Origin of the sequence: Roseivirga sp. (assembly GCF_965216855.1) — a bacterium.
Taxonomy (GTDB): domain Bacteria; phylum Bacteroidota; class Bacteroidia; order Cytophagales; family Cyclobacteriaceae; genus Roseivirga.
Map to the genome: position 1 here is coordinate 2,346,781 of NZ_OZ244204.1, position 17,031 is coordinate 2,363,811.

A 17,031-nucleotide genomic window follows, 5' to 3' on the forward strand; every position below is an offset into this window, starting at 1 on the left:
AAAGTAACTGTTCAACAACCAGATAGCACAAGCTTTCTTTAACAAACGTAACGATGCAAAGGTATTCAAATTTCATTCTCATTACTCTTCTGTTCACGCTCATTTACCTACCTGGGCATGCCCAACTGGACAGGCTTGATACAGAGTTTATGCTGGAAGATTTAAGGAAGCTTTCTCATGATGCTGCCGAAGGCCGAAGAACCGGCACTAAAGGAGCCGAAGCCGCGAGAAGATTTATCATTAAGCAGCTGGAAGATATGAGAGCCAAAAGCCTTCAGGACGACTACAGACATCCTTTTACTTTTACCACTTCCAGAGGTGATACCATTCAGGGAGAAAACATTGTAGCCTACATCAAGGGTGAAGAGCAAACTGCCTTTGTGATCACAGCGCATTATGACCATTTGGGTGTGAGAAATGGAGAGGTTTACAATGGAGCTGATGATAATGCCTCGGGTGTTGCAGCCCTGCTTGCTCTGGTTGAATACTTCAAAAGCAATAAGCCTCGACATACACTGGTTTTTGCAGCGCTTGATGGAGAAGAAATGGGGCTGCAGGGAGCTAAAGCCTTTGTAAACGATATGAGCATTCCTCAGGAATTGCTGAAGCTGAATATCAATATGGATATGATCAGCATGAATGATAAGAATGAACTTTACGTAGCCGGTACCTCACACTACCCCAATCTAAAGCCTATTATAGAAAAAGTAGATGTACTTCCTCTTCAGCTCAAATTTGGCCACGATACTCCTGACCTGGGAAATGATGACTGGACCAATGCATCGGATCATGGCCCCTTCCATCAGAAAGGTATTCCATTTTTGTATTTCGGAGTAGAGGATCATGCCAACTACCATAAGCCTACAGATGATTTTGAAAATGTAAATCAAGACTTCTACATCAAAGCCGCACATGCCATCCTCGATTGCATTCTGGCACTTGATGCCTCATTGAACTAAAAGAAAATGATAAAGACACTCATCAGCCACTCTTTTAAGCAACAATACAGGTCGCCTGTCTGGGCGAAAAATCTGATTGCCAACGTCTTTCTGGGATTTGCCGCTGTGGTACTTACAGTTTATGTGCTGCTACTGGGATTGGTGCTCAACAAGTTGATAGAAATCATTCAACCTGAGAGTAACCATATTGAGGTGCTCAATGGCATTATCATATACTATTTTGCTTTTGAATTTTTCATTCGCTTTTTCCTGCAAAATGTACCCGTATTGGCTATTCAGCCTTATTTACACCTGCCCATGCGCAAGCGAAAGATTGTGCATTTCATGCTTAGGAAGAGTCAGATCAGTGTTTTCAACCTATTGGCACTACTCTTATTCACTCCTTTTGCCTTTGTAGAAATCATGCCTGAATATGGGCTGATCCCGGCTTTGGGGTGGATAGTAACTATGCTGGGTCTTGTATTCACTGTACACTTCCTGACGATCCTATTTAAAAAGAAGCTGAACGAGTACCCTAACCTATTGATTATAATTGCTGGATTCTTCCTGGTGGTGGGCCTGCTTGATTTCTATGGATACTTCTCCCTTTCTGTGATTTCAGGAAATTTGTTTCAGGCAATTATTGAGCAACCGGCATTTGCTGCTATTCCGGTTGTGCTATGGTTTTTGATCTACAGAGCCAACTATACCTTTCTCATCAATAATACTTATCCTGAAGAAATTGCGACTAAAAAGAAACAGTCTAAGATCTCGGGTGACTTTGCATTCCTGAAGAAGTTTGGCAAAACAGGCGAGTTAATTGCGCTTGAGTTGAAACTGATCCTGAGACATAAAAGGCCCAAAAACACCATTATGCTGGCGGGCTTCCTCCTCTTTTATGGATTGATTTTTTATCCACAGGAGGTTTATCAGGAAATGAACTGGATCTTTCTATTTGTCGGCATATTCATCACAGGACTCTTTTTCATTCAGTATGGACAATTCTTATTGAGCTGGGAAGGAGGCTACTTCGATTTCGTACTCACCCGAAAAGTAACCTTCAAGCAATATTTCGAGGCTAAATACTATTTGTTCGTAGCAACTTCTACGATTGCTTTCACGCTTTCCCTGGGCTACGCCTATTTCGGAATCGACATTGTATTTATCAACCTGGCAGCCTTCTTATTCAACATTGGTGTCAATGTATTCCTGGTCATGCGAATAGCATTGTTCAATCCTAAAAAGATTGACTTGAGCAAAAGGGCGGCCTTCAACTATGAAGGAGTAGGTGCCGCTCAGTTTTTGATCGCCCTCCCGGTTTTATTATTGCCTTATGTCATTTATGCTCCTTTCCTGATATTGGGAATCGGAAAGTATGGCTTATTACTACTGGGGGTTGTAGGGCTGGTCGGATTCCTTTTAAGGGACAAATGGATTGACTATATCACAAACGCATTTATTAAAAACAGACATAAAATTGCCGCAGGATTCAGGGCACAATAATTTCTCAACTATGATTCAAGTAAACCAACTTACCAAACAATATAAGGGAGTTACCGTGGTCAACATCCCTGAGTTAAGTATTGCCAAAGGAGAGAGTTTCGGCCTTGTAGGAAACAACGGTGCTGGAAAAACTACTTTCTTCCGCATGATTTTAGACCTGGTGAGACCAAGTTCAGGAGAAGTATTGACCAAGGAAGTTAATGTCAGCAAGTCTGAAGACTGGAAGTACTACACCGGCTCTTTTCTTGATGAGTCTTTCCTTATCGACTACCTGACTCCTGATGAATACTTCGAATTTGTGGCCAGTCTGCACGACTATTCTCAGGGCGACCTGAAAGAGTTCCTTAATCAGTTCGAAGCCTTATTCAATGGAGAAATTGTAGGCAAAAACAAGTATATCAGAGACCTCTCTAAAGGAAACCAGAAGAAGGTGGGTATTGCTGCGGCATTAATGGGCCGACCAGAAATCATACTGCTTGATGAACCTTTTGCTAATCTGGACCCTACCACTCAGATTCGATTAAAGAATCTGCTGAAAGAGTGGAAAGAAAACCATCAGCTCACCATGTTGATTTCTAGTCATGACTTAAACCATGTGACTGAGGTTTGTGAAAGAATCGTATTGCTGGAAAAAGGTGAGATCAAACAGGATATTAAGACCAGTAGCTCTACATTGAAAGACCTGGAAGAATACTTCGCAGCTTATTAAGAAGTCTATTTTGGATAGATAGATGGGATCTGATTAACATCCCAATCTATTACCAGACCTCCGGCAACACCATCTGCAACCTTCTTACCGTAAAGGTATTCCACCAGATAGAGAGCAGGATCATAAGACTTGGCTCCACCCGCTGAAGTGATGGCTTTTCCATCATGGACAAAGCTTACTTTCTCCTGAACAGCTAATTGAGGGAAAGTCTCTTTAAACTTTGGTATATCTGAAGGAAAGGTTGTACACTTTAGCTCATCTAAAAGCCCTGCCTGAGCAAGAATAAAGGCACCATCGCACAGCGACATTATGTATTTGGCCTGGCTACCCTTTTCTTTCACAAAGGCAATCAGTCGCTCATCTTTCAAGTCCGAATCCATGTTATGCTCGGCACTAGGCACCACCAAAACATCAATATCCGGTACATTGTCAAAACTATAGTGAGGGCTTACCGTGATTCCTTCGAAGGTGGTAATGGGCTCCATGGTTGGAGAGACTATAAAAGTCTTCATTCCTGGGTCGGTATGAAAAATGGTATGCTGAAAGATATCATAGGGAGCCATAAGTTCAGAGTTATAAACTCCATTGATGACCAAAAAACCTACATTCAGTGTATCTGAAGGTCGGTTCTCGGTTTGATGAATAGACTTAGTTGTTTGTGCAACTTCTTTAGTGTTTTCCGTATTACAGCTCAGCACAACGGCCGCCAGGAAGCAAATAATCAGGTATCTCATCAGGGTCTCTTATAAATTATTCCATTCTTCATGACCAGTCCTATTTTTCTAAGGTTGCTGATATCGTCCAGAGGATTGCCCTCTACGGCTATAATATCTGCCCAGTACCCATCAGCCAATTGTCCCAGTTTATTCAGGTGAAAGACTTCAGCGTTTCCGGAGGTAGCAGAAATAAGTGCGAGTTCAACAGGAAGACCATAATCCACCATCATTTCTAACTCTCTCACATTATCTCCATGAGTGAAAACTCCGACATCTCCTCCAAACACTATTTTCACTCCCGCCTGTAGTGCCAATTGAAATGATCTCTTCTTAGTGGTGATTCTACCCGGTTCAGGATCTACTCCTTTACGCCAGCCTGCATATTGAGTCACAGCATCTCCAGCCGCAACCGTTGGACAAAACGCAACTCCGGCTTCTGCCATTTTCTCAAATACTTCCAGGGTGCCTTCATCGCCATGCTCAATGGTTTCTACCCCGGCTTCAATGGCACGCATCATAGCTTCCGGAGAAGAAGCATGGGCTACAACATAGCGCCCGCTGCTTTCGGCAATTTCTACAATGGTCTTCAACTCCTCCGTGGTAAAGGTCGGCTGAGCTGTACCATCAGGTCCCCAGCGATAGTCGGCATAAACCTTAATAAAATCTGCGCCATGGCCAATCTGGTCACGGGTTACTCTGATCAAATCATCAAAGCCATCCGCTTCTTCAGCACCTAGTGGTACCTGAACGCCCTCATGAAAGCCTTTGGGACCATAGCTTCCCGTAGTGACAATAGCCTTGCCTGCCACCAATAACCTCGGTCCGGGAATGATACCCTTCTCTACAGCCTGTTTCAGTCCCACATCGGCATAACCAGCCCCTTCAGAACCCAGGTCGCGCATGGTGGTGATACCAGCCATTATAGAAGCCTTCAGATGATTTACTGCTCTGGCTGATCTTTCTGCAACGGATTCTTTGAGCACCTGATCATTCCAGGAAGTCTCATTATAGGGATGTAACAATATATGGGAATGGCCCTCAATCATACCGGGCATTAAGGTCATGCCTTTTAAATTGATGGTTGAATCGGCCAATATGGTCTTTCTGGGCCCTGCATAAGTAATAGAGTTACCTTCAACAGCAACTACCCAGTTATTGTGCATGACTTTACCATCAAACACCTGATCGGGAATCAACAGATAATCAGCCTGGGCCATGGCCAGACTGGTACTGAATAAAAGCGCGAGGATTAGTTTAAGCTTCATACCTAAATCTAATCAAAACTCCGAGCTTAGCCTATTTGGCAAATATTTGAGAAGGGTCTTTGAAGGATTTGAACTCCAGGGCATTTCCGCTTGGGTCTAGGAAGAACATAGTAGCCTGTTCTCCTACTTCCCCCTTAAACCGAATATAGGGTTCAATAACAAACTCGATTCCATGGTCTTTGAGTTTATCCGCCAGGTCATGCCACTGATGCCATTCCAGCACGGCCCCAAAATGCCTGACCGGTACATTTTTTCCATCTACCGCATTCGTTTGAGCCTGTAATAACTCCTCTGGCTTGACATGGGCACTCAACTGGTGTCCAAAGAAATTAAAATCGATCCACTTGTCGGTAGATCTACCAATCTCGCATCCGAGTAAATCCCCAAAGAATGCTCTGGTTGATTCTATATCCCTGACAGGGAAGGCTAAATGGAATGGGGTGTTCATGTTTCAGCTATTTAGTTTTTGGCCAATTTAGATATTAATTGGAATCAGAGTTCAAATCTTACAAATTCGTTAGCATTAGTTTTTAACCGGTACCGGTCAAAGAACCAGCACATTAAAAAGGGCTCTGACAAGTCAAAACCCTTTTTAATAAAGTTATATTTTAATACCAGGCTGTTACCAGCTTCCACCAGAACCTCCGCCTCCGAAGGATCCTCCACCGAAACCGCCAAAGCCGCCTCCTCCGCCTCCGAAGCCTGAGCCACCTCCGCCAAACATGCCTCCGCCTCCACGGAAATTATCCCAGTCGTCATCTCGTCTTCTATGTCCGCCACTTCCCATCATAAGCCAAACCCACCAGGGAATACCTCGCGAACCAATTCCACCTCTTCTTCTTCGACCTACAATGGCGGGGATGATAAAAAAGAACAGAATAAAAAGAGTTACAAAGGGGAAGCCCTTACCATCACTGGATTTACTCTTTCTGTTTTGGGCAAACTGCTCCGCTTTGTACTCACCAGATGCCAGCTTGAATATGACATCTGTAGCATCGTCAAGGCCTTGGTAAAACCTTCCCTCTTTAAATTGAGGGTTCATATATTCTTCACGAATAGTAAATGTTGCAGCATCGGTAATTGATCCTTCCATTCCATAACCCGTAACAATAGCCGCTTTTCTATCATTAATAGAAACTACTATAAATACCCCGTTATCTTTGGCTGTTCCAACACCCCACTTTTGACCCGTTCTTTGTGCGAAATCTACAACCTCATACCCATTCAGGGATTCCACAATCAGTATAGCTACTTGAGTGGAGGTGCTATCCTCATATCCTAATAACTTATTCTCTAAAGCATTAATCTCTCTTTGAGACAGAGTGGTTTTTGTAAAGTCATTAACCAGCTTCTCTTCCCTGGGAGGGTCTGGTATGCCACGTTGAGCAAAACCTAAAGTGCTTATTGAAAGAAATAGTATAATCAGTATGTTCCGCATATTAGTTTTTGCCAAATGAAATGTCGTCTGATAATTCGTTGATATCGTCTTTTTGGTATGGGAAGAACTCTTTCAGTCTTTCACCAGCACACAGAATACCATCGACCAGGCCTTGGGTAAGGTCTCCGGTTTTGAAGTGCTTCAACATCTTCTCTTTAGTAATATCCCAGAAATCTTCTTCGACCTGTGCATTGATACCACCATCACCAATAATGGCAAAGCGGTGATCTTTGACAGCCATGTAAATCAATACTCCATTGCGGGCTTCCGTTTCGTGCATCTTAAGCTGCGCAAATACCTGCGCAGCCCTGTCGAGCACATTCTCCGATTTACAATGGTTTTCCAGGTGTACCCTGATCTCACCACTGGTATTCAGTTCTGCTTCTTCGATTGCGGCTTTTATCCGCCTTTTTTGATCGCTTGAAAAACTAGCCTCTGCCATTAGTTAAAGCTTACTTCTGGTGGTGTCTCTGAACCTGCTGTAGACTCAAAATATCCTTTCTTCTCAAAGCCAAACATGTTGGCATAGATATTCTTAGGGAAACTTCTGATATAAGTATTATATCCATTCACTACATCATTGAAGTTTCTTCGCTCTACAGATATCCTGTTTTCAGTACCCTCCAGTTGAACCTGTAATTGCTGGAATTGCTGGCTGGCTTTCAGGTCCGGATAGCGCTCCACGGATACCAACAATCGACTCAATGCTGAGCTTAAGCCTTGCTGAGCCTGCTCAAAATTGGCAATTGCTTCGGGCGATAAATTGGAAGGGTCTATATTGACAGAAGTCGCTTTGGCTCGGGCCTCAATTACTCCGGTCAATGTCTCTTGTTCAAAGTCTGCATATCCTTTAACTGTATTGACCAGATTAGGAATCAAGTCTGCTCGTCTTTGATACTGGTTCTCTACCTGTGCCCAGGCAGCATTGATGCTTTCATCAGTTCGAACCATGGTGTTATAGGTTCCCTTTATGTTGGAATAAACGATTAGCAGCAGCACCGCTACCACTATTAAAACAATCCATCCTTTCTTCATTGTCTATTTCGGTTTTGATAGAATTTACGGCTTATGGCCTGCAACTTATATGCTAACTTTGTTATCGGACAATATGGCAGATAAACGTAGCAATATGGATACTCAATCCTTTAGAAAACATGCACATGAATTGGTGGACTGGATGGCGGATTATTTCGAGTCTGTAGAAGACTATCCGGTCATGTCGCAGGTAAATCCAGGCGATATACTCAAGCAGATTCCAGCCAGTGCTCCTGAGCAGGCTGAATCATTTGATCAGGTTTTCAAAGATTTTAAAGACATCATCATGCCGGGAATTACTCACTGGGAGAGCCCTAACTTTATGGCTTATTTCCCAGCCAATAAGAGTAAAGGTTCTGTATTAGCCGAAATGCTAATGAGTACTCTGGGAGCACAGTGTATGCAATGGCTTACTTCTCCGGCTGCTGCTGAGTTGGAGGAGCAAATGATGGTATGGCTGCGAGAGATACTCGGACTACCAGAAACTTTTACTGGGGTAATACAGGATACCGCTTCTACTGCAACGCTTTGCGCCATCTTAACTGCCAGAGAAAAGGTAACTGAGTACGCTATCAACGAAAGGGGTTTCGATAACCAGAAGTTCACCGTATATGCTTCTGAGCAAATCCACTCATCAATCGACAAGGCTGTGAAAATTGCAGGGATTGGTGCTGTCAACCTGAGAAAGGTTGGAGTAGATGAGGCCTTTGCCATGGTTCCTGAGCAACTAAACCAAATAATCGAAGCAGATTTAAATGATGGTTATACTCCGCTATGTGTTGTCTCAGCCATTGGCACCACCAGCACAACCGCCATTGACCCCATCGATGAAGTTGGTGATATCTGCCTGAAGCATCAAGTGTGGCATCATGTTGATGCGGCCTATGCCGGTACTGCACTGATTCTACCGGAAATGCGATGGATGTCTGAGGGCATTCAAAAAGCAGACTCTTTCGTATTCAATCCTCACAAATGGATGTTCACCAACTTTGACTGCACTGCCTATTTTGTAAAAGATCCCGTAAGCCTGGTCAACACCTTTACTATTACCCCTGACTACCTTAAAACTTCAGTAGATGGAGAGGTAAAAAACTACAGAGACTGGGGCATACCATTAGGAAGAAGGTTCCGGGCACTCAAGCTCTGGTTTGTGATCAGGGAATTTGGAGTCGAAGGCATTCAGGAAAAAATCAGAAAGCACATTCTGTTGGGACAGTGGCTGGCTAATCAAATTGAAGCACATCAGGACTTTGAGCTCATGGCTCCGGTTCCTCTCAACACTCTTTGTTTTAGATATATCAATGGAGAAACGGACAAGCTGGATCAGATCAATGAAGAGATCATGAAAAAAGTGAACAACACAGGCAAGTTGTTTTTCACACAAACCAAGTTAAATGGAAAGTTTGTTTTACGTTTAGCCTTTGGAAACACCAATCTGGAGGCCTATCATGTGGAAAACGCGTGGTCGCTGATTCAACAAACCGCATCGACAATTGAACTTTAGTCACACCATTAGGTTATTCTAAGCATGAGAAAAGGGCTTTTCTTCATCCTGTTTTGTGTTGGTCTATTGAGTGCTTGTAATCCGGATAAAAATACTAAAGTTGATCAGACAAGTATTGACTTCAAAACGGATGACTCTTCCCGCTTATTCTTCAAGAACCTCAGACAGTCCTATTATGATCTGGAGAAAATGGAGGAAGCCAAACTGGAAATATATCGGTTAAAGAAGAGAGTTGTTGATACCGATCAGCCAGTTATTAACCTGGCCATAGTGAACAATTGGCGCTATGATGAAGCTTACATCCTGCTAGAACCCAATAGCCTCATACCCAACGGCAATGAAATATCTATTCATTGGATAAATGAAAGTGGTTCTGAAGGAGAGATACGCTTTGAAGGAGGAAATAAAAAAGACCTGCTAAACTTTGCAGGTGCTATTTATGAGCAAATACAAGCTGGAAGTACTTTTCAGATACTTCTGGATGGTAAAAAGGTAGATATACTCATTGACACAAAAAGCAGAGAAGCTTTTCGCGTGACTATGTTTGACTACTACCGTCTGGTAAGACAGTTTTAGTGACTTTCCTCTTCTTTCTTCTTTTTGCCTTTGAAAAGTGCATCGTGCTGTGAAAGAGCACCAACAAAAGCAATCAGGATACAAACAATCCAGATAAATGTATTAGCTCCGCTAGCAATTGGTGGGTCGAATAACATAGTTTCTTTCGTTTAGGCTGCAAAGATATAGTAAAACCCCAATGTTAAGAAGCGCTTCACCATTTTTTAACAAGCGTGTAACAATCAGCTCATTCTGTTGACCAAAATGTAATAAAAAGTTAACGTTTTTAAGGGCTTCTAAAGGTCGATTTGCATCTAATTTCACGACATCAAAAATGCTTCATCGAATGAAAAATTCCCTGAAGGTAGAGCGTAAGAAGAAAAAAATCACTCAAGAGCAATTGGCTGAAATGGTTGGAGTTTCCAGGCAAAGCATCAATGCGATTGAACGTGGAAAATATACGCCCTCAACCTCCCTGGCGCTGAAAATATCTGAGATTTTCAATACTACTGTGAACAAACTCTTTGAGTTAGAGCCTGTAGATTATCAGCATTAATGATGGAAGCCTAAGATATTTCTCGTGTTTTTGCTAAATTCCATTTGGCTATTACACACGATGAAACTTCAACTTCTCCTTACTTTCTGGGCTATTCTGTTACTATCTAATGAAATAACAGCCCAGCAGTCAGCATTTGACCAAATCAAACTCATCTCTGTCAAAAACCTGGAAAGCAATCGGCCAGCAACAGATGAAATATATCTGGAAGACCTTATTGAGTTCGAAATATCAAAGCCCGATTCTATCAGGCTTCGAGAACCTCAGGAATTGTTTCTGTATATCAATGGATACCGATTAAGCCCTTACCAGGCTAAATATGTAACCAGTAAAAGTGTAGTCTTTGAGCTTTTTGCAACAGATACTCTCAGAGGCTTGCTTAATAGAGACATCAATAGCTGGGGTATTCACGAAGCCAAAGTGAGAATGAGCTTCGGCAACAAAGAGGGCGAGCACATTCATCTGGATGAAAGCAACATCATCATCGACTTTGACCCCAATTTCGACTTAAGAAGCTGGATTGGCAGAGGAATCATTGTACTGGTAATCGTGGTGTTTTTTGTACTGGTGAGAGAAAATTCATTTCTCAAGGCAGGAGGTAGTTCAAAATACAGTCTGTCACGGGTACAACTGGCCTGGTGGACCATGATTGTTTTGTGCTGCTATATCGCCCTGTGGTCTGATAGCGGTATCCTTGTTCCATTAACTTCAGACACTCTGATTCTCATAGGGATCAGTGCGGGAACAGCGGCCACAGCTCAAACCATAGACATTAGCCGAATCAGACAATTAAAGAGCAAAGATGAAAAAGCTGAAATTGAGCCTGTCAATGCTATACACAAAGACCAGTCCTTCCTGTTTCAGATTCTGTCCGATCATGCCGGGATCAACATTCAAAGGTTTCAAAGCGTAGTCTTCACCTTTTTTATCGGGGTCTTCTTCGTATTTGAAGTGATCACCAAGTTTGAAATGCCCGATTTAGACCCCGGAATTCTGGGACTTATGGGAATCAGTTCTGCTACCTATGCCGGACTGAAGACCAATGAGGGAAAAGTATAACCTAACCAATAAACTCATGACTAAGAAAAAGATCAAAATACTCAGCATTGACGGAGGAGGTATTCGGGGAATTCTTCCGGGTACAATCCTCAAGTACATTGAATCCGAACTCCAGCGAAAGACCAATAATCCAGATACCCGGCTGGCAGATCACTTCGACCTGATTGCCGGAACCAGTACGGGTGGTATTCTCACCTGTACCTATCTCATGTGCGATGAAAACGGTCAAAGTAAGTACTCTGCGGCAGATGCCTTAAACATATACCTGGAACGGGGAGGAGATATCTTCAACCTGCCGTTCAGCCGAAAGCTATGGAGCTGGTTCGGGCTTAGAAGGCCCAAGTATTCAGTCAGTTCTTTGGAAAAGGCCTTACACGACTACTTTGGTGAAACCATGACGGCCGACCTGAAAAGGCCTTGTATCATTACCTCATACGACATCAGGGATAGAAAAGCGGTTTTCTTCAACAAAGTGGATGGTGTTAAAAACCCGGTAAGAAATTATAAAGTCAAAGATGTAGCCCGTGCTACCTCTGCAGCACCGACTTATTTTAAACCAGCCCGGATCAAATCAGAAATCGAGTCTCCTCTTGTACTGGTTGATGGTGGTGTTTTCGCCAATAACCCTGCCCTTTGTGCTTATGCTGAAGCCAGAACCCTTGACTTTAGTCAACAGGATACTCCGGGCGATTTTGCCTATCCAAGCGCGGAAGATATGTTCCTGCTCTCTCTGGGTACTGGTACCGAACAAGAGCCCTATTACTATGATAAAGCCAAAAACTGGGGAATGATCAAGTGGATTCAACCGATTATAGACATTATGATGTCTGGTAACTCCGAAACCGTTGATTACCAGTTGAAGCAGATGTTCAAGGCGGTAAAGCACGAAGGTTGCTATCATAGAATTCAGCCAAGCCTCCACAACGCCAAATCACAAATGGATGACGTGAGCCCTGAAAATCTGAAAGCTTTACACGAAGCCGGGTTGGTTTATATCAGTCAGAACGAGGATCAGATTAACACAATCATTGATCAAATATTGGAATTGGAGCCTTAATCTCCCTGAGCCGTAAGTACCAGGCGTCTTGAACCTCCATGGTTTCGGTGTTCGCAGAGATAGATGCCTTGCCAGGTTCCCAGATTTAGTCGTCCGTTAGTGATAGGTACAGTCACTGAAGCTCCGAGGAGCGATGCCTTGATATGTGAGGTCATGTCATCAGGCCCCTCAAAGGTATGCTGATAATGACGGGCCTCTTCGGGCACCAAAATGTTAAAGTGACTTTCAAAATCTTCCCTTACTGTCGGGTCAGCATTTTCGTTGATGGTCAGACTAGCGCTGGTATGCTTGATATGAATATGCAGTAGGCCCACCTTGATTTGCCTGATTTCCTCAAACTGACCAAGTACTTCCTGAGTAATTAAGTGGAAGCCCCTTCTTCTGGGCTTAAGCGTAATTTCCTTCTGTAGGTACATCAGGCCTGACTACCTTCCTGAAGCTTCTCGGCATTCTCGGCAATACGGAGGTTTTCTACGAAATCGTCCAAAGCACCATCCATTACTGTAGGCAGATTATGCACCGAATAGCCGATTCTATGATCTGTTACTCTTCCTTGCGGATAATTATAGGTTCTGATTTTATCGGAGCGATCGGCAGAACCCACCAAAGACTTTCTGGCTCCGGCTATTTCTTCCTGCTGCTTCTTATGCTCCATTTCATAGAGCCTTGACCTCAATACGGTTAAAGCCTTATCATAATTCTTATGCTGTGAACGACCATCCTGACACTCCACCACGATTCCGGTTGGAATATGAGTCAGTCGTACTGCTGATTCTGTTTTGTTTACGTGCTGTCCACCCGCTCCTGAGCTTCGATAGGTGTCCTTCTTCACATCCTTCATATCCAGCTCAACATCTACATCTTCTACTTCGGGCAAAACGGCTACAGATGCTGCAGAGGTGTGAACCCTTCCCTGAGATTCAGTAACCGGTACACGCTGAACTCTGTGAACGCCTGATTCGAATTTCAATGTGCCATATACATCTTCACCCGATACACTGAAAACTATTTCCTTGAAACCACCGGAAGAGGCTTCATTCAAACTAATGAGTTCTTTTGTCCAACCCTTGGTATCGATAAAGCGCTCATACATTCTGTAAAGGTCTCCCGCGAATATCGCAGCCTCATCACCACCGGCACCGGCACGAATTTCAACAATCACATCTTTATGATCGTCTGGATCTTTCGGTATAAGCATCACCTTGAGCTCTTCTTCCAACTCTTCCTCTCGCTGCTGAAAATCATCTAGTTCGGCCTTAGCCATTTCACGAAAGTCCTCATCCTTTTCAGTCTTCAAAAGCTCTTTGGTTGACTTAATGTTCTCCCGAACATTTTGATACTCGTCAAAGCTCTTCACGATTTTCTCAAGGTCTTTATATTCCTTACTGAGTTTGGAATAGGCTTTCATGTCAGACATAGCATCGGGTTGCACTATGAGCTGACCTACCTCCTCAAATCTATCTTTTATGGCCTGAAGCTTATCGATCATAGAATTAGTATTAGCGTGCAAAATTAACAAACAAAAACAATAGCTGTTTACCTTTACAGAAACATCCTTTAGTCTAAATGAAGAGATCCCTGATTATCATGATAAGCATTTCTGCTTTGCTTTTCTCCTGTGGAGATCAAAAGATTGATACGACACAGGCCCGAAAGGAAATGGAAGCAAGGGAAATCAAGGTCGTTTCCGATGCTCAGATTATTGAAAAGGCTATGGATTTGGGCAATTCCGTTTCGGAAAAGTTCAGTATAGAAAAATCCGATACGGGCTATTCGGTCAGTTTCGGAAATGATAGTCTTTACCAGAAAGCTTATTACCTGTTCGATCAGGAGCATAATCTTACGGGAAAAGAGCTTCAACTTTTTCAGGCTTACGACTACAATCGAAAGAACGGAATTCCTTCTGAAACCAACATTCAGAAGCTGGAAGGCGGTGTGAAACTGCTCTACACCAAACCCATGATCATTTCAGACTCAACCATAGGAATGTGGTCTATTCTATTCAGTCGAAAGGAAATAGTTCTGAGTATAGATAATTAATTCTGGCCAAACCTAAAGCAATCAACAACATGGTCATTGACCAAACCACAAGCCTGCATGTAGGCATACATGATAGTGCTGCCCACAAACTTGAACCCCCGTTTTTTTAAATCCTTGCTCAAAGCATCTGACTCAGGACTGGTAGCCGGAATACCTTTCATTGTTTTAGGGGCATTGACTTTTGGCTTGCCTCCAACGAAAGACCATACATAGGCATCAAACGAGCCAAACTCCTTTTGAACTTCCATAAATTTCTGCGCATTAATCACTGTTCCCTGTACCTTAAGCCTGTTTCGAATAATACCTTGATCGAGTAAGAGGGCCTCCACTTTTTCCTGATCAAATTGGGCTACCTCCTCTGGATTGAAATCTGCGAATGCAGCCCGATAACCATCTCTTCTCTTCAAGATCGTAGCCCAGCTCAGCCCTGCCTGTGCACCTTCAAGAATTAAAAACTCGAAATGAATACGGTCGTCATGAACGGGAACACCCCATTCTTCATCATGGTATTTTACATAGGCATCGAAACTGTTTTCGCACCAGGCACATCTTTTTTTCATGGATAGAGATTAAGAAAAGTTAATTTGATCTTAAGGCAGACTTAAGTTCGCTCTTTTAGGTTGCGATAAAATCAATAAACATGAAAAAGTTCATCATCATTTTGTCGACCATACTACTCGGTGGCCAATTAACTGCACAAAAAGTTACTCCCGACCAACTGGACCAGATCAAGCGCATGTCCAGGAGAAACAATCACATCGAAAAGACATATACCGGTACGGTTGAAAAGCTACTCTATAGTTTCCAAACCTTAGGAGGTCCTTTAAGCGGCCTGGTATTTCGCAAATCTGACGGCAAACTGACCTACATTCGCTTCTCAGACTGGTATGGTAAATCATTTAAACCATTTCTTCAGGAAGGAAAAAAGGCAGAAATCAGAGTAACGGGTGACCCGCTACTATTAGACGTACTCATTTATCGCGATGATTATCTCCGAGAGCTGGAGTTCTCTATGAAGGAGGAAATCTTTGGTATGGGCATTCTGAAAGCAGTCAAAAACGAAACGGGTTCTATCAGTTTAGAAACCATGGATAAACGGCTTATTCAAAACCGTTTCTTTGATCGCCTGGTGAATGTTTACAATGCGGACGTAAAAAGTAAATCTGAACTCAATGAATCTGAGATACTGATTTGTCTACAGAATGGAGACTCTCTTTTGATGGCTAAGGGTAGTGACTATTCATTGGACGAGATACCTCAAAAATTAAGCTATGTGAAAGAGGTAAGGGATGAAGATAATCCTGCCTACTTCCGTAATCCTCATGTTTTCAACCTTTACCGCGGAAAGGCCAGCCAAGTCCTTATTTCTCAAAATGGTTCTTTCTTGATTAATACCCTATTAATGAATACAGAAGTCGTATCGATTGACGAATTTATACCTGAGAACAATGGCATTGTAGAATCAGCTTGGGTAAGAAACCTTGAGGGTGAAAGACTTCTGGTCAAGTTTGACTTCAAAAGAGGGCAGGAAATAAAAAGTCTTTTCGAACTGGGTACAAGAACAGTTCATCTGATGGCCCAGAGAGACTCCTGGAAAATTCTTGGAATTGAGGAAGGTGAGACCGTTAATGAAATAAGCAGAGGTACATGGAGGCATTCATCTGAAGATTATAACAAGAATATATCAACCATTGAGGGTAAAATCACCACACTCTTCCAAACTAAAATTCAAGGAATAGAAAGGTATACAGGAGCCATTATCGATGATTCCATTTATATGAATATTCCTGATTATACCGGGATTTCAATTGGAAGAAATATTAAAGTAGGCGATCAGATAGAAATTGAGGGATACAAAAAAGTAAATTCCGACAATGAATATCATATGAAGGAGTATGATATATACTATCCTAAAACCATTGTGCTTGGTAAGAAAACTTATTCTGTGAAGGACCTTTTTCGAAATGGCTTATGAGAATCCTTTTAGTTGAAGATGAACAAAAGCTGGCCTCTTTTATCGTGAAAGGTCTAGAGGATGTTGGTTACACTATAGACCTGGAAAGGGATGGCAGCAAAGCCATAGAGCTTGCTGCCACTGAAAATTATGATCTCATTCTCCTGGATATTATGCTGCCTGGTCAGAATGGTTTTGATGTTTTGAGAAATATCAGAGAGTTCTCAATCAACAGCCCTGTTATTTTCATCAGTGCTCTAAGTGACAGCGAACACATTATCAAAGGGCTTGACATGGGTGCTGTCGATTATATCAAGAAGCCTTTCGACTTTGAAGAATTAAAGGCACGTGTCAGGAACGTGCAGAGAAAGTTCGGTGGCCAAAGGACTTCCGTTTTTCAGGTAAATGGGCTTTCCCTCGACCTGCTCAAAAGAGAGGTTGTTTTACGCAATGAAGTAATTGAGCTTAGCAAACGTGAGTTTTCCATCCTTGAGCTTCTGGTTAGGAACACCAATCGTGTTGTTTCCAAATCAGAAATCACTGAAAAAGTATGGAATGTAAATTTCGATATGTCCAGTAACGTGGTAGAAGTACATATGCATCAATTGAGGAAGAAGCTTGAAAAGAACGATTCTGATAAGCTGATTCAAACCATGGTTGGATACGGTTATAAAATAGAAGGAGAACTGATCAAAAAATAGC

The 17,031-nt window shown here is 42.6% G+C and carries 21 protein-coding genes; 11 read left to right on the top strand and 10 right to left on the bottom strand.

Annotated features, from left to right (window positions below; translation table 11 throughout):
• Window positions 1–53 precede the first annotated feature (53 nt).
• Genes ACOOEY_RS10510 through ACOOEY_RS10520 form a run of 3 tightly spaced genes read left to right on the top strand, consistent with a single transcriptional unit; the run spans window position 54 to window position 3,150 of the window.
• A complete protein-coding gene (locus ACOOEY_RS10510) occupies window positions 54–959 on the top strand; it encodes a M20/M25/M40 family metallo-hydrolase (protein ID WP_420384665.1) in 906 nt (301 codons plus the stop codon).
• Window positions 960–965: 6 nt separating this feature from the next.
• Window positions 966–2,441: a DUF5687 family protein gene (locus ACOOEY_RS10515; RefSeq protein WP_420384666.1), complete on the top strand. Its 1,476-nt coding sequence runs from the start codon at window positions 966–968 to the stop codon at window positions 2,439–2,441.
• A gap of 10 nt (window positions 2,442–2,451) precedes the next feature.
• Window positions 2,452–3,150, top strand: coding sequence for an ABC transporter ATP-binding protein (locus tag ACOOEY_RS10520; protein WP_420384667.1), 699 nt, complete (start codon window positions 2,452–2,454; stop codon window positions 3,148–3,150).
• A 5-nt stretch (window positions 3,151–3,155) separates the two neighbouring features.
• On the opposite strand, the gene ACOOEY_RS10525 is transcribed toward ACOOEY_RS10520, so the two are convergent.
• The 6 genes from ACOOEY_RS10525 to ACOOEY_RS10550 all read right to left on the bottom strand — a co-directional run bounded on the left by ACOOEY_RS10525 (window position 3,156) and on the right by ACOOEY_RS10550 (window position 7,604).
• Window positions 3,156–3,884 (bottom strand): DJ-1/PfpI family protein, encoded by a 729-nt coding sequence (locus ACOOEY_RS10525; RefSeq protein ID WP_420384668.1) that lies wholly within the window; start codon window positions 3,882–3,884, stop codon window positions 3,156–3,158.
• A complete protein-coding gene (locus ACOOEY_RS10530) occupies window positions 3,884–5,131 on the bottom strand; it encodes an amidohydrolase family protein (RefSeq protein WP_420384669.1) in 1,248 nt (415 codons plus the stop codon). Before ACOOEY_RS10530 ends, ACOOEY_RS10525 begins: the two co-directional genes overlap by 1 nt.
• Window positions 5,132–5,162: 31 nt before the next feature.
• On the bottom strand, window positions 5,163–5,579 hold the full coding sequence (locus ACOOEY_RS10535; RefSeq protein ID WP_420384670.1) for a VOC family protein: 417 nt from the start codon (window positions 5,577–5,579) through the stop codon (window positions 5,163–5,165).
• Between the two features lie 174 nt (window positions 5,580–5,753).
• Window positions 5,754–6,569, bottom strand: coding sequence for a TPM domain-containing protein (locus tag ACOOEY_RS10540; RefSeq protein WP_420384671.1), 816 nt, complete (start codon window positions 6,567–6,569; stop codon window positions 5,754–5,756).
• Between the two features lies 1 nt (window position 6,570).
• Window positions 6,571–7,011: a TPM domain-containing protein gene (locus ACOOEY_RS10545; protein ID WP_420384672.1), complete on the bottom strand. Its 441-nt coding sequence runs from the start codon at window positions 7,009–7,011 to the stop codon at window positions 6,571–6,573.
• Window positions 7,011–7,604, bottom strand: a complete 594-nt coding sequence (locus tag ACOOEY_RS10550; RefSeq protein WP_420384673.1) for a LemA family protein — start codon at window positions 7,602–7,604, stop codon at window positions 7,011–7,013. The genes ACOOEY_RS10545 and ACOOEY_RS10550 overlap by 1 nt, the downstream gene beginning before the upstream one ends.
• A 94-nt stretch (window positions 7,605–7,698) precedes the next feature.
• Between ACOOEY_RS10550 and ACOOEY_RS10555 the strand changes: the two genes are divergently transcribed.
• Complete coding sequence (locus ACOOEY_RS10555) at window positions 7,699–9,108, top strand: pyridoxal phosphate-dependent decarboxylase family protein (protein ID WP_420384674.1); 1,410 nt, start codon at window positions 7,699–7,701, stop codon at window positions 9,106–9,108.
• Between the two features lie 24 nt (window positions 9,109–9,132).
• Complete coding sequence (locus ACOOEY_RS10560; protein ID WP_420384675.1) at window positions 9,133–9,684, top strand: hypothetical protein; 552 nt, start codon at window positions 9,133–9,135, stop codon at window positions 9,682–9,684.
• On the opposite strand, the gene ACOOEY_RS10565 is transcribed toward ACOOEY_RS10560, so the two are convergent.
• Complete coding sequence (locus ACOOEY_RS10565) at window positions 9,681–9,821, bottom strand: hypothetical protein (RefSeq protein WP_420384676.1); 141 nt, start codon at window positions 9,819–9,821, stop codon at window positions 9,681–9,683. The two genes, ACOOEY_RS10560 and ACOOEY_RS10565, sit on opposite strands and share 4 nt — an antisense overlap.
• A 188-nt stretch (window positions 9,822–10,009) precedes the next feature.
• Here ACOOEY_RS10565 and ACOOEY_RS10570 point away from each other — a divergent pair, with 188 nt between their 5' ends.
• The 3 genes from ACOOEY_RS10570 to ACOOEY_RS10580 are packed head-to-tail and all read left to right on the top strand — an operon-like array spanning window position 10,010 to window position 12,335.
• On the top strand, window positions 10,010–10,219 hold the full coding sequence (locus ACOOEY_RS10570; RefSeq protein WP_420384677.1) for a helix-turn-helix transcriptional regulator: 210 nt from the start codon (window positions 10,010–10,012) through the stop codon (window positions 10,217–10,219).
• Window positions 10,220–10,279: 60 nt separating this feature from the next.
• Window positions 10,280–11,278, top strand: coding sequence for a hypothetical protein (locus ACOOEY_RS10575; protein WP_420384678.1), 999 nt, complete (start codon window positions 10,280–10,282; stop codon window positions 11,276–11,278).
• A gap of 16 nt (window positions 11,279–11,294) precedes the next feature.
• Window positions 11,295–12,335 carry a patatin-like phospholipase family protein gene (locus ACOOEY_RS10580; RefSeq protein WP_420384679.1) on the top strand — a complete coding sequence of 347 codons (1,041 nt, stop codon included), beginning with the start codon at window positions 11,295–11,297 and terminating at the stop codon, window positions 12,333–12,335.
• Here ACOOEY_RS10580 and ACOOEY_RS10585 read toward each other — a convergent pair.
• Together ACOOEY_RS10585 and prfA are read right to left on the bottom strand one after the other, a co-directional pair.
• Window positions 12,332–12,751 carry a secondary thiamine-phosphate synthase enzyme YjbQ gene (locus ACOOEY_RS10585; protein ID WP_420384680.1) on the bottom strand — a complete coding sequence of 140 codons (420 nt, stop codon included), beginning with the start codon at window positions 12,749–12,751 and terminating at the stop codon, window positions 12,332–12,334. The two genes, ACOOEY_RS10580 and ACOOEY_RS10585, sit on opposite strands and share 4 nt — an antisense overlap.
• Window positions 12,751–13,824 carry a peptide chain release factor 1 gene (prfA, locus tag ACOOEY_RS10590; protein WP_420384681.1) on the bottom strand — a complete coding sequence of 358 codons (1,074 nt, stop codon included), beginning with the start codon at window positions 13,822–13,824 and terminating at the stop codon, window positions 12,751–12,753. Before prfA ends, ACOOEY_RS10585 begins: the two co-directional genes overlap by 1 nt.
• Window positions 13,825–13,901: 77 nt before the next feature.
• On the opposite strand from prfA, the gene ACOOEY_RS10595 reads away from it, so the two are divergent.
• A complete protein-coding gene (locus ACOOEY_RS10595) occupies window positions 13,902–14,375 on the top strand; it encodes a hypothetical protein (protein ID WP_420384682.1) in 474 nt (157 codons plus the stop codon).
• Here the strand turns inward: ACOOEY_RS10595 and ACOOEY_RS10600 are convergent.
• Window positions 14,372–14,935, bottom strand: coding sequence for a DNA-3-methyladenine glycosylase I (locus tag ACOOEY_RS10600; protein ID WP_420384683.1), 564 nt, complete (start codon window positions 14,933–14,935; stop codon window positions 14,372–14,374). The two genes, ACOOEY_RS10595 and ACOOEY_RS10600, sit on opposite strands and share 4 nt — an antisense overlap.
• 80 nt (window positions 14,936–15,015) lie before the next feature.
• Here ACOOEY_RS10600 and ACOOEY_RS10605 point away from each other — a divergent pair, with 80 nt between their 5' ends.
• Both ACOOEY_RS10605 and ACOOEY_RS10610 read left to right on the top strand, forming a co-directional pair.
• A complete protein-coding gene (locus ACOOEY_RS10605) occupies window positions 15,016–16,350 on the top strand; it encodes a hypothetical protein (protein ID WP_420384684.1) in 1,335 nt (444 codons plus the stop codon).
• Window positions 16,347–17,030: a response regulator transcription factor gene (locus ACOOEY_RS10610; protein WP_420384685.1), complete on the top strand. Its 684-nt coding sequence runs from the start codon at window positions 16,347–16,349 to the stop codon at window positions 17,028–17,030. The genes ACOOEY_RS10605 and ACOOEY_RS10610 overlap by 4 nt, the downstream gene beginning before the upstream one ends.
• Window position 17,031 lies beyond the last annotated feature (1 nt).

Coding starts and splice junctions, on each gene's coding strand:
- ACOOEY_RS10510 (WP_420384665.1), top strand. CDS start 54: ATGCAAAGGTATTCAAATTTCATTCTCATTACTCTTCTGTTCACGCTC.
- ACOOEY_RS10515 (WP_420384666.1), top strand. CDS start 966: ATGATAAAGACACTCATCAGCCACTCTTTTAAGCAACAATACAGGTCG.
- ACOOEY_RS10520 (WP_420384667.1), top strand. CDS start 2,452: ATGATTCAAGTAAACCAACTTACCAAACAATATAAGGGAGTTACCGTG.
- ACOOEY_RS10525 (WP_420384668.1), bottom strand. CDS start 3,884: ATGAGATACCTGATTATTTGCTTCCTGGCGGCCGTTGTGCTGAGCTGT.
- ACOOEY_RS10530 (WP_420384669.1), bottom strand. CDS start 5,131: ATGAAGCTTAAACTAATCCTCGCGCTTTTATTCAGTACCAGTCTGGCC.
- ACOOEY_RS10535 (WP_420384670.1), bottom strand. CDS start 5,579: ATGAACACCCCATTCCATTTAGCCTTCCCTGTCAGGGATATAGAATCA.
- ACOOEY_RS10540 (WP_420384671.1), bottom strand. CDS start 6,569: ATGCGGAACATACTGATTATACTATTTCTTTCAATAAGCACTTTAGGT.
- ACOOEY_RS10545 (WP_420384672.1), bottom strand. CDS start 7,011: ATGGCAGAGGCTAGTTTTTCAAGCGATCAAAAAAGGCGGATAAAAGCC.
- ACOOEY_RS10550 (WP_420384673.1), bottom strand. CDS start 7,604: ATGAAGAAAGGATGGATTGTTTTAATAGTGGTAGCGGTGCTGCTGCTA.
- ACOOEY_RS10555 (WP_420384674.1), top strand. CDS start 7,699: ATGGATACTCAATCCTTTAGAAAACATGCACATGAATTGGTGGACTGG.
- ACOOEY_RS10560 (WP_420384675.1), top strand. CDS start 9,133: ATGAGAAAAGGGCTTTTCTTCATCCTGTTTTGTGTTGGTCTATTGAGT.
- ACOOEY_RS10565 (WP_420384676.1), bottom strand. CDS start 9,821: ATGTTATTCGACCCACCAATTGCTAGCGGAGCTAATACATTTATCTGG.
- ACOOEY_RS10570 (WP_420384677.1), top strand. CDS start 10,010: ATGAAAAATTCCCTGAAGGTAGAGCGTAAGAAGAAAAAAATCACTCAA.
- ACOOEY_RS10575 (WP_420384678.1), top strand. CDS start 10,280: ATGAAACTTCAACTTCTCCTTACTTTCTGGGCTATTCTGTTACTATCT.
- ACOOEY_RS10580 (WP_420384679.1), top strand. CDS start 11,295: ATGACTAAGAAAAAGATCAAAATACTCAGCATTGACGGAGGAGGTATT.
- ACOOEY_RS10585 (WP_420384680.1), bottom strand. CDS start 12,751: ATGTACCTACAGAAGGAAATTACGCTTAAGCCCAGAAGAAGGGGCTTC.
- prfA (WP_420384681.1), bottom strand. CDS start 13,824: ATGATCGATAAGCTTCAGGCCATAAAAGATAGATTTGAGGAGGTAGGT.
- ACOOEY_RS10595 (WP_420384682.1), top strand. CDS start 13,902: ATGAAGAGATCCCTGATTATCATGATAAGCATTTCTGCTTTGCTTTTC.
- ACOOEY_RS10600 (WP_420384683.1), bottom strand. CDS start 14,935: ATGAAAAAAAGATGTGCCTGGTGCGAAAACAGTTTCGATGCCTATGTA.
- ACOOEY_RS10605 (WP_420384684.1), top strand. CDS start 15,016: ATGAAAAAGTTCATCATCATTTTGTCGACCATACTACTCGGTGGCCAA.
- ACOOEY_RS10610 (WP_420384685.1), top strand. CDS start 16,347: ATGAGAATCCTTTTAGTTGAAGATGAACAAAAGCTGGCCTCTTTTATC.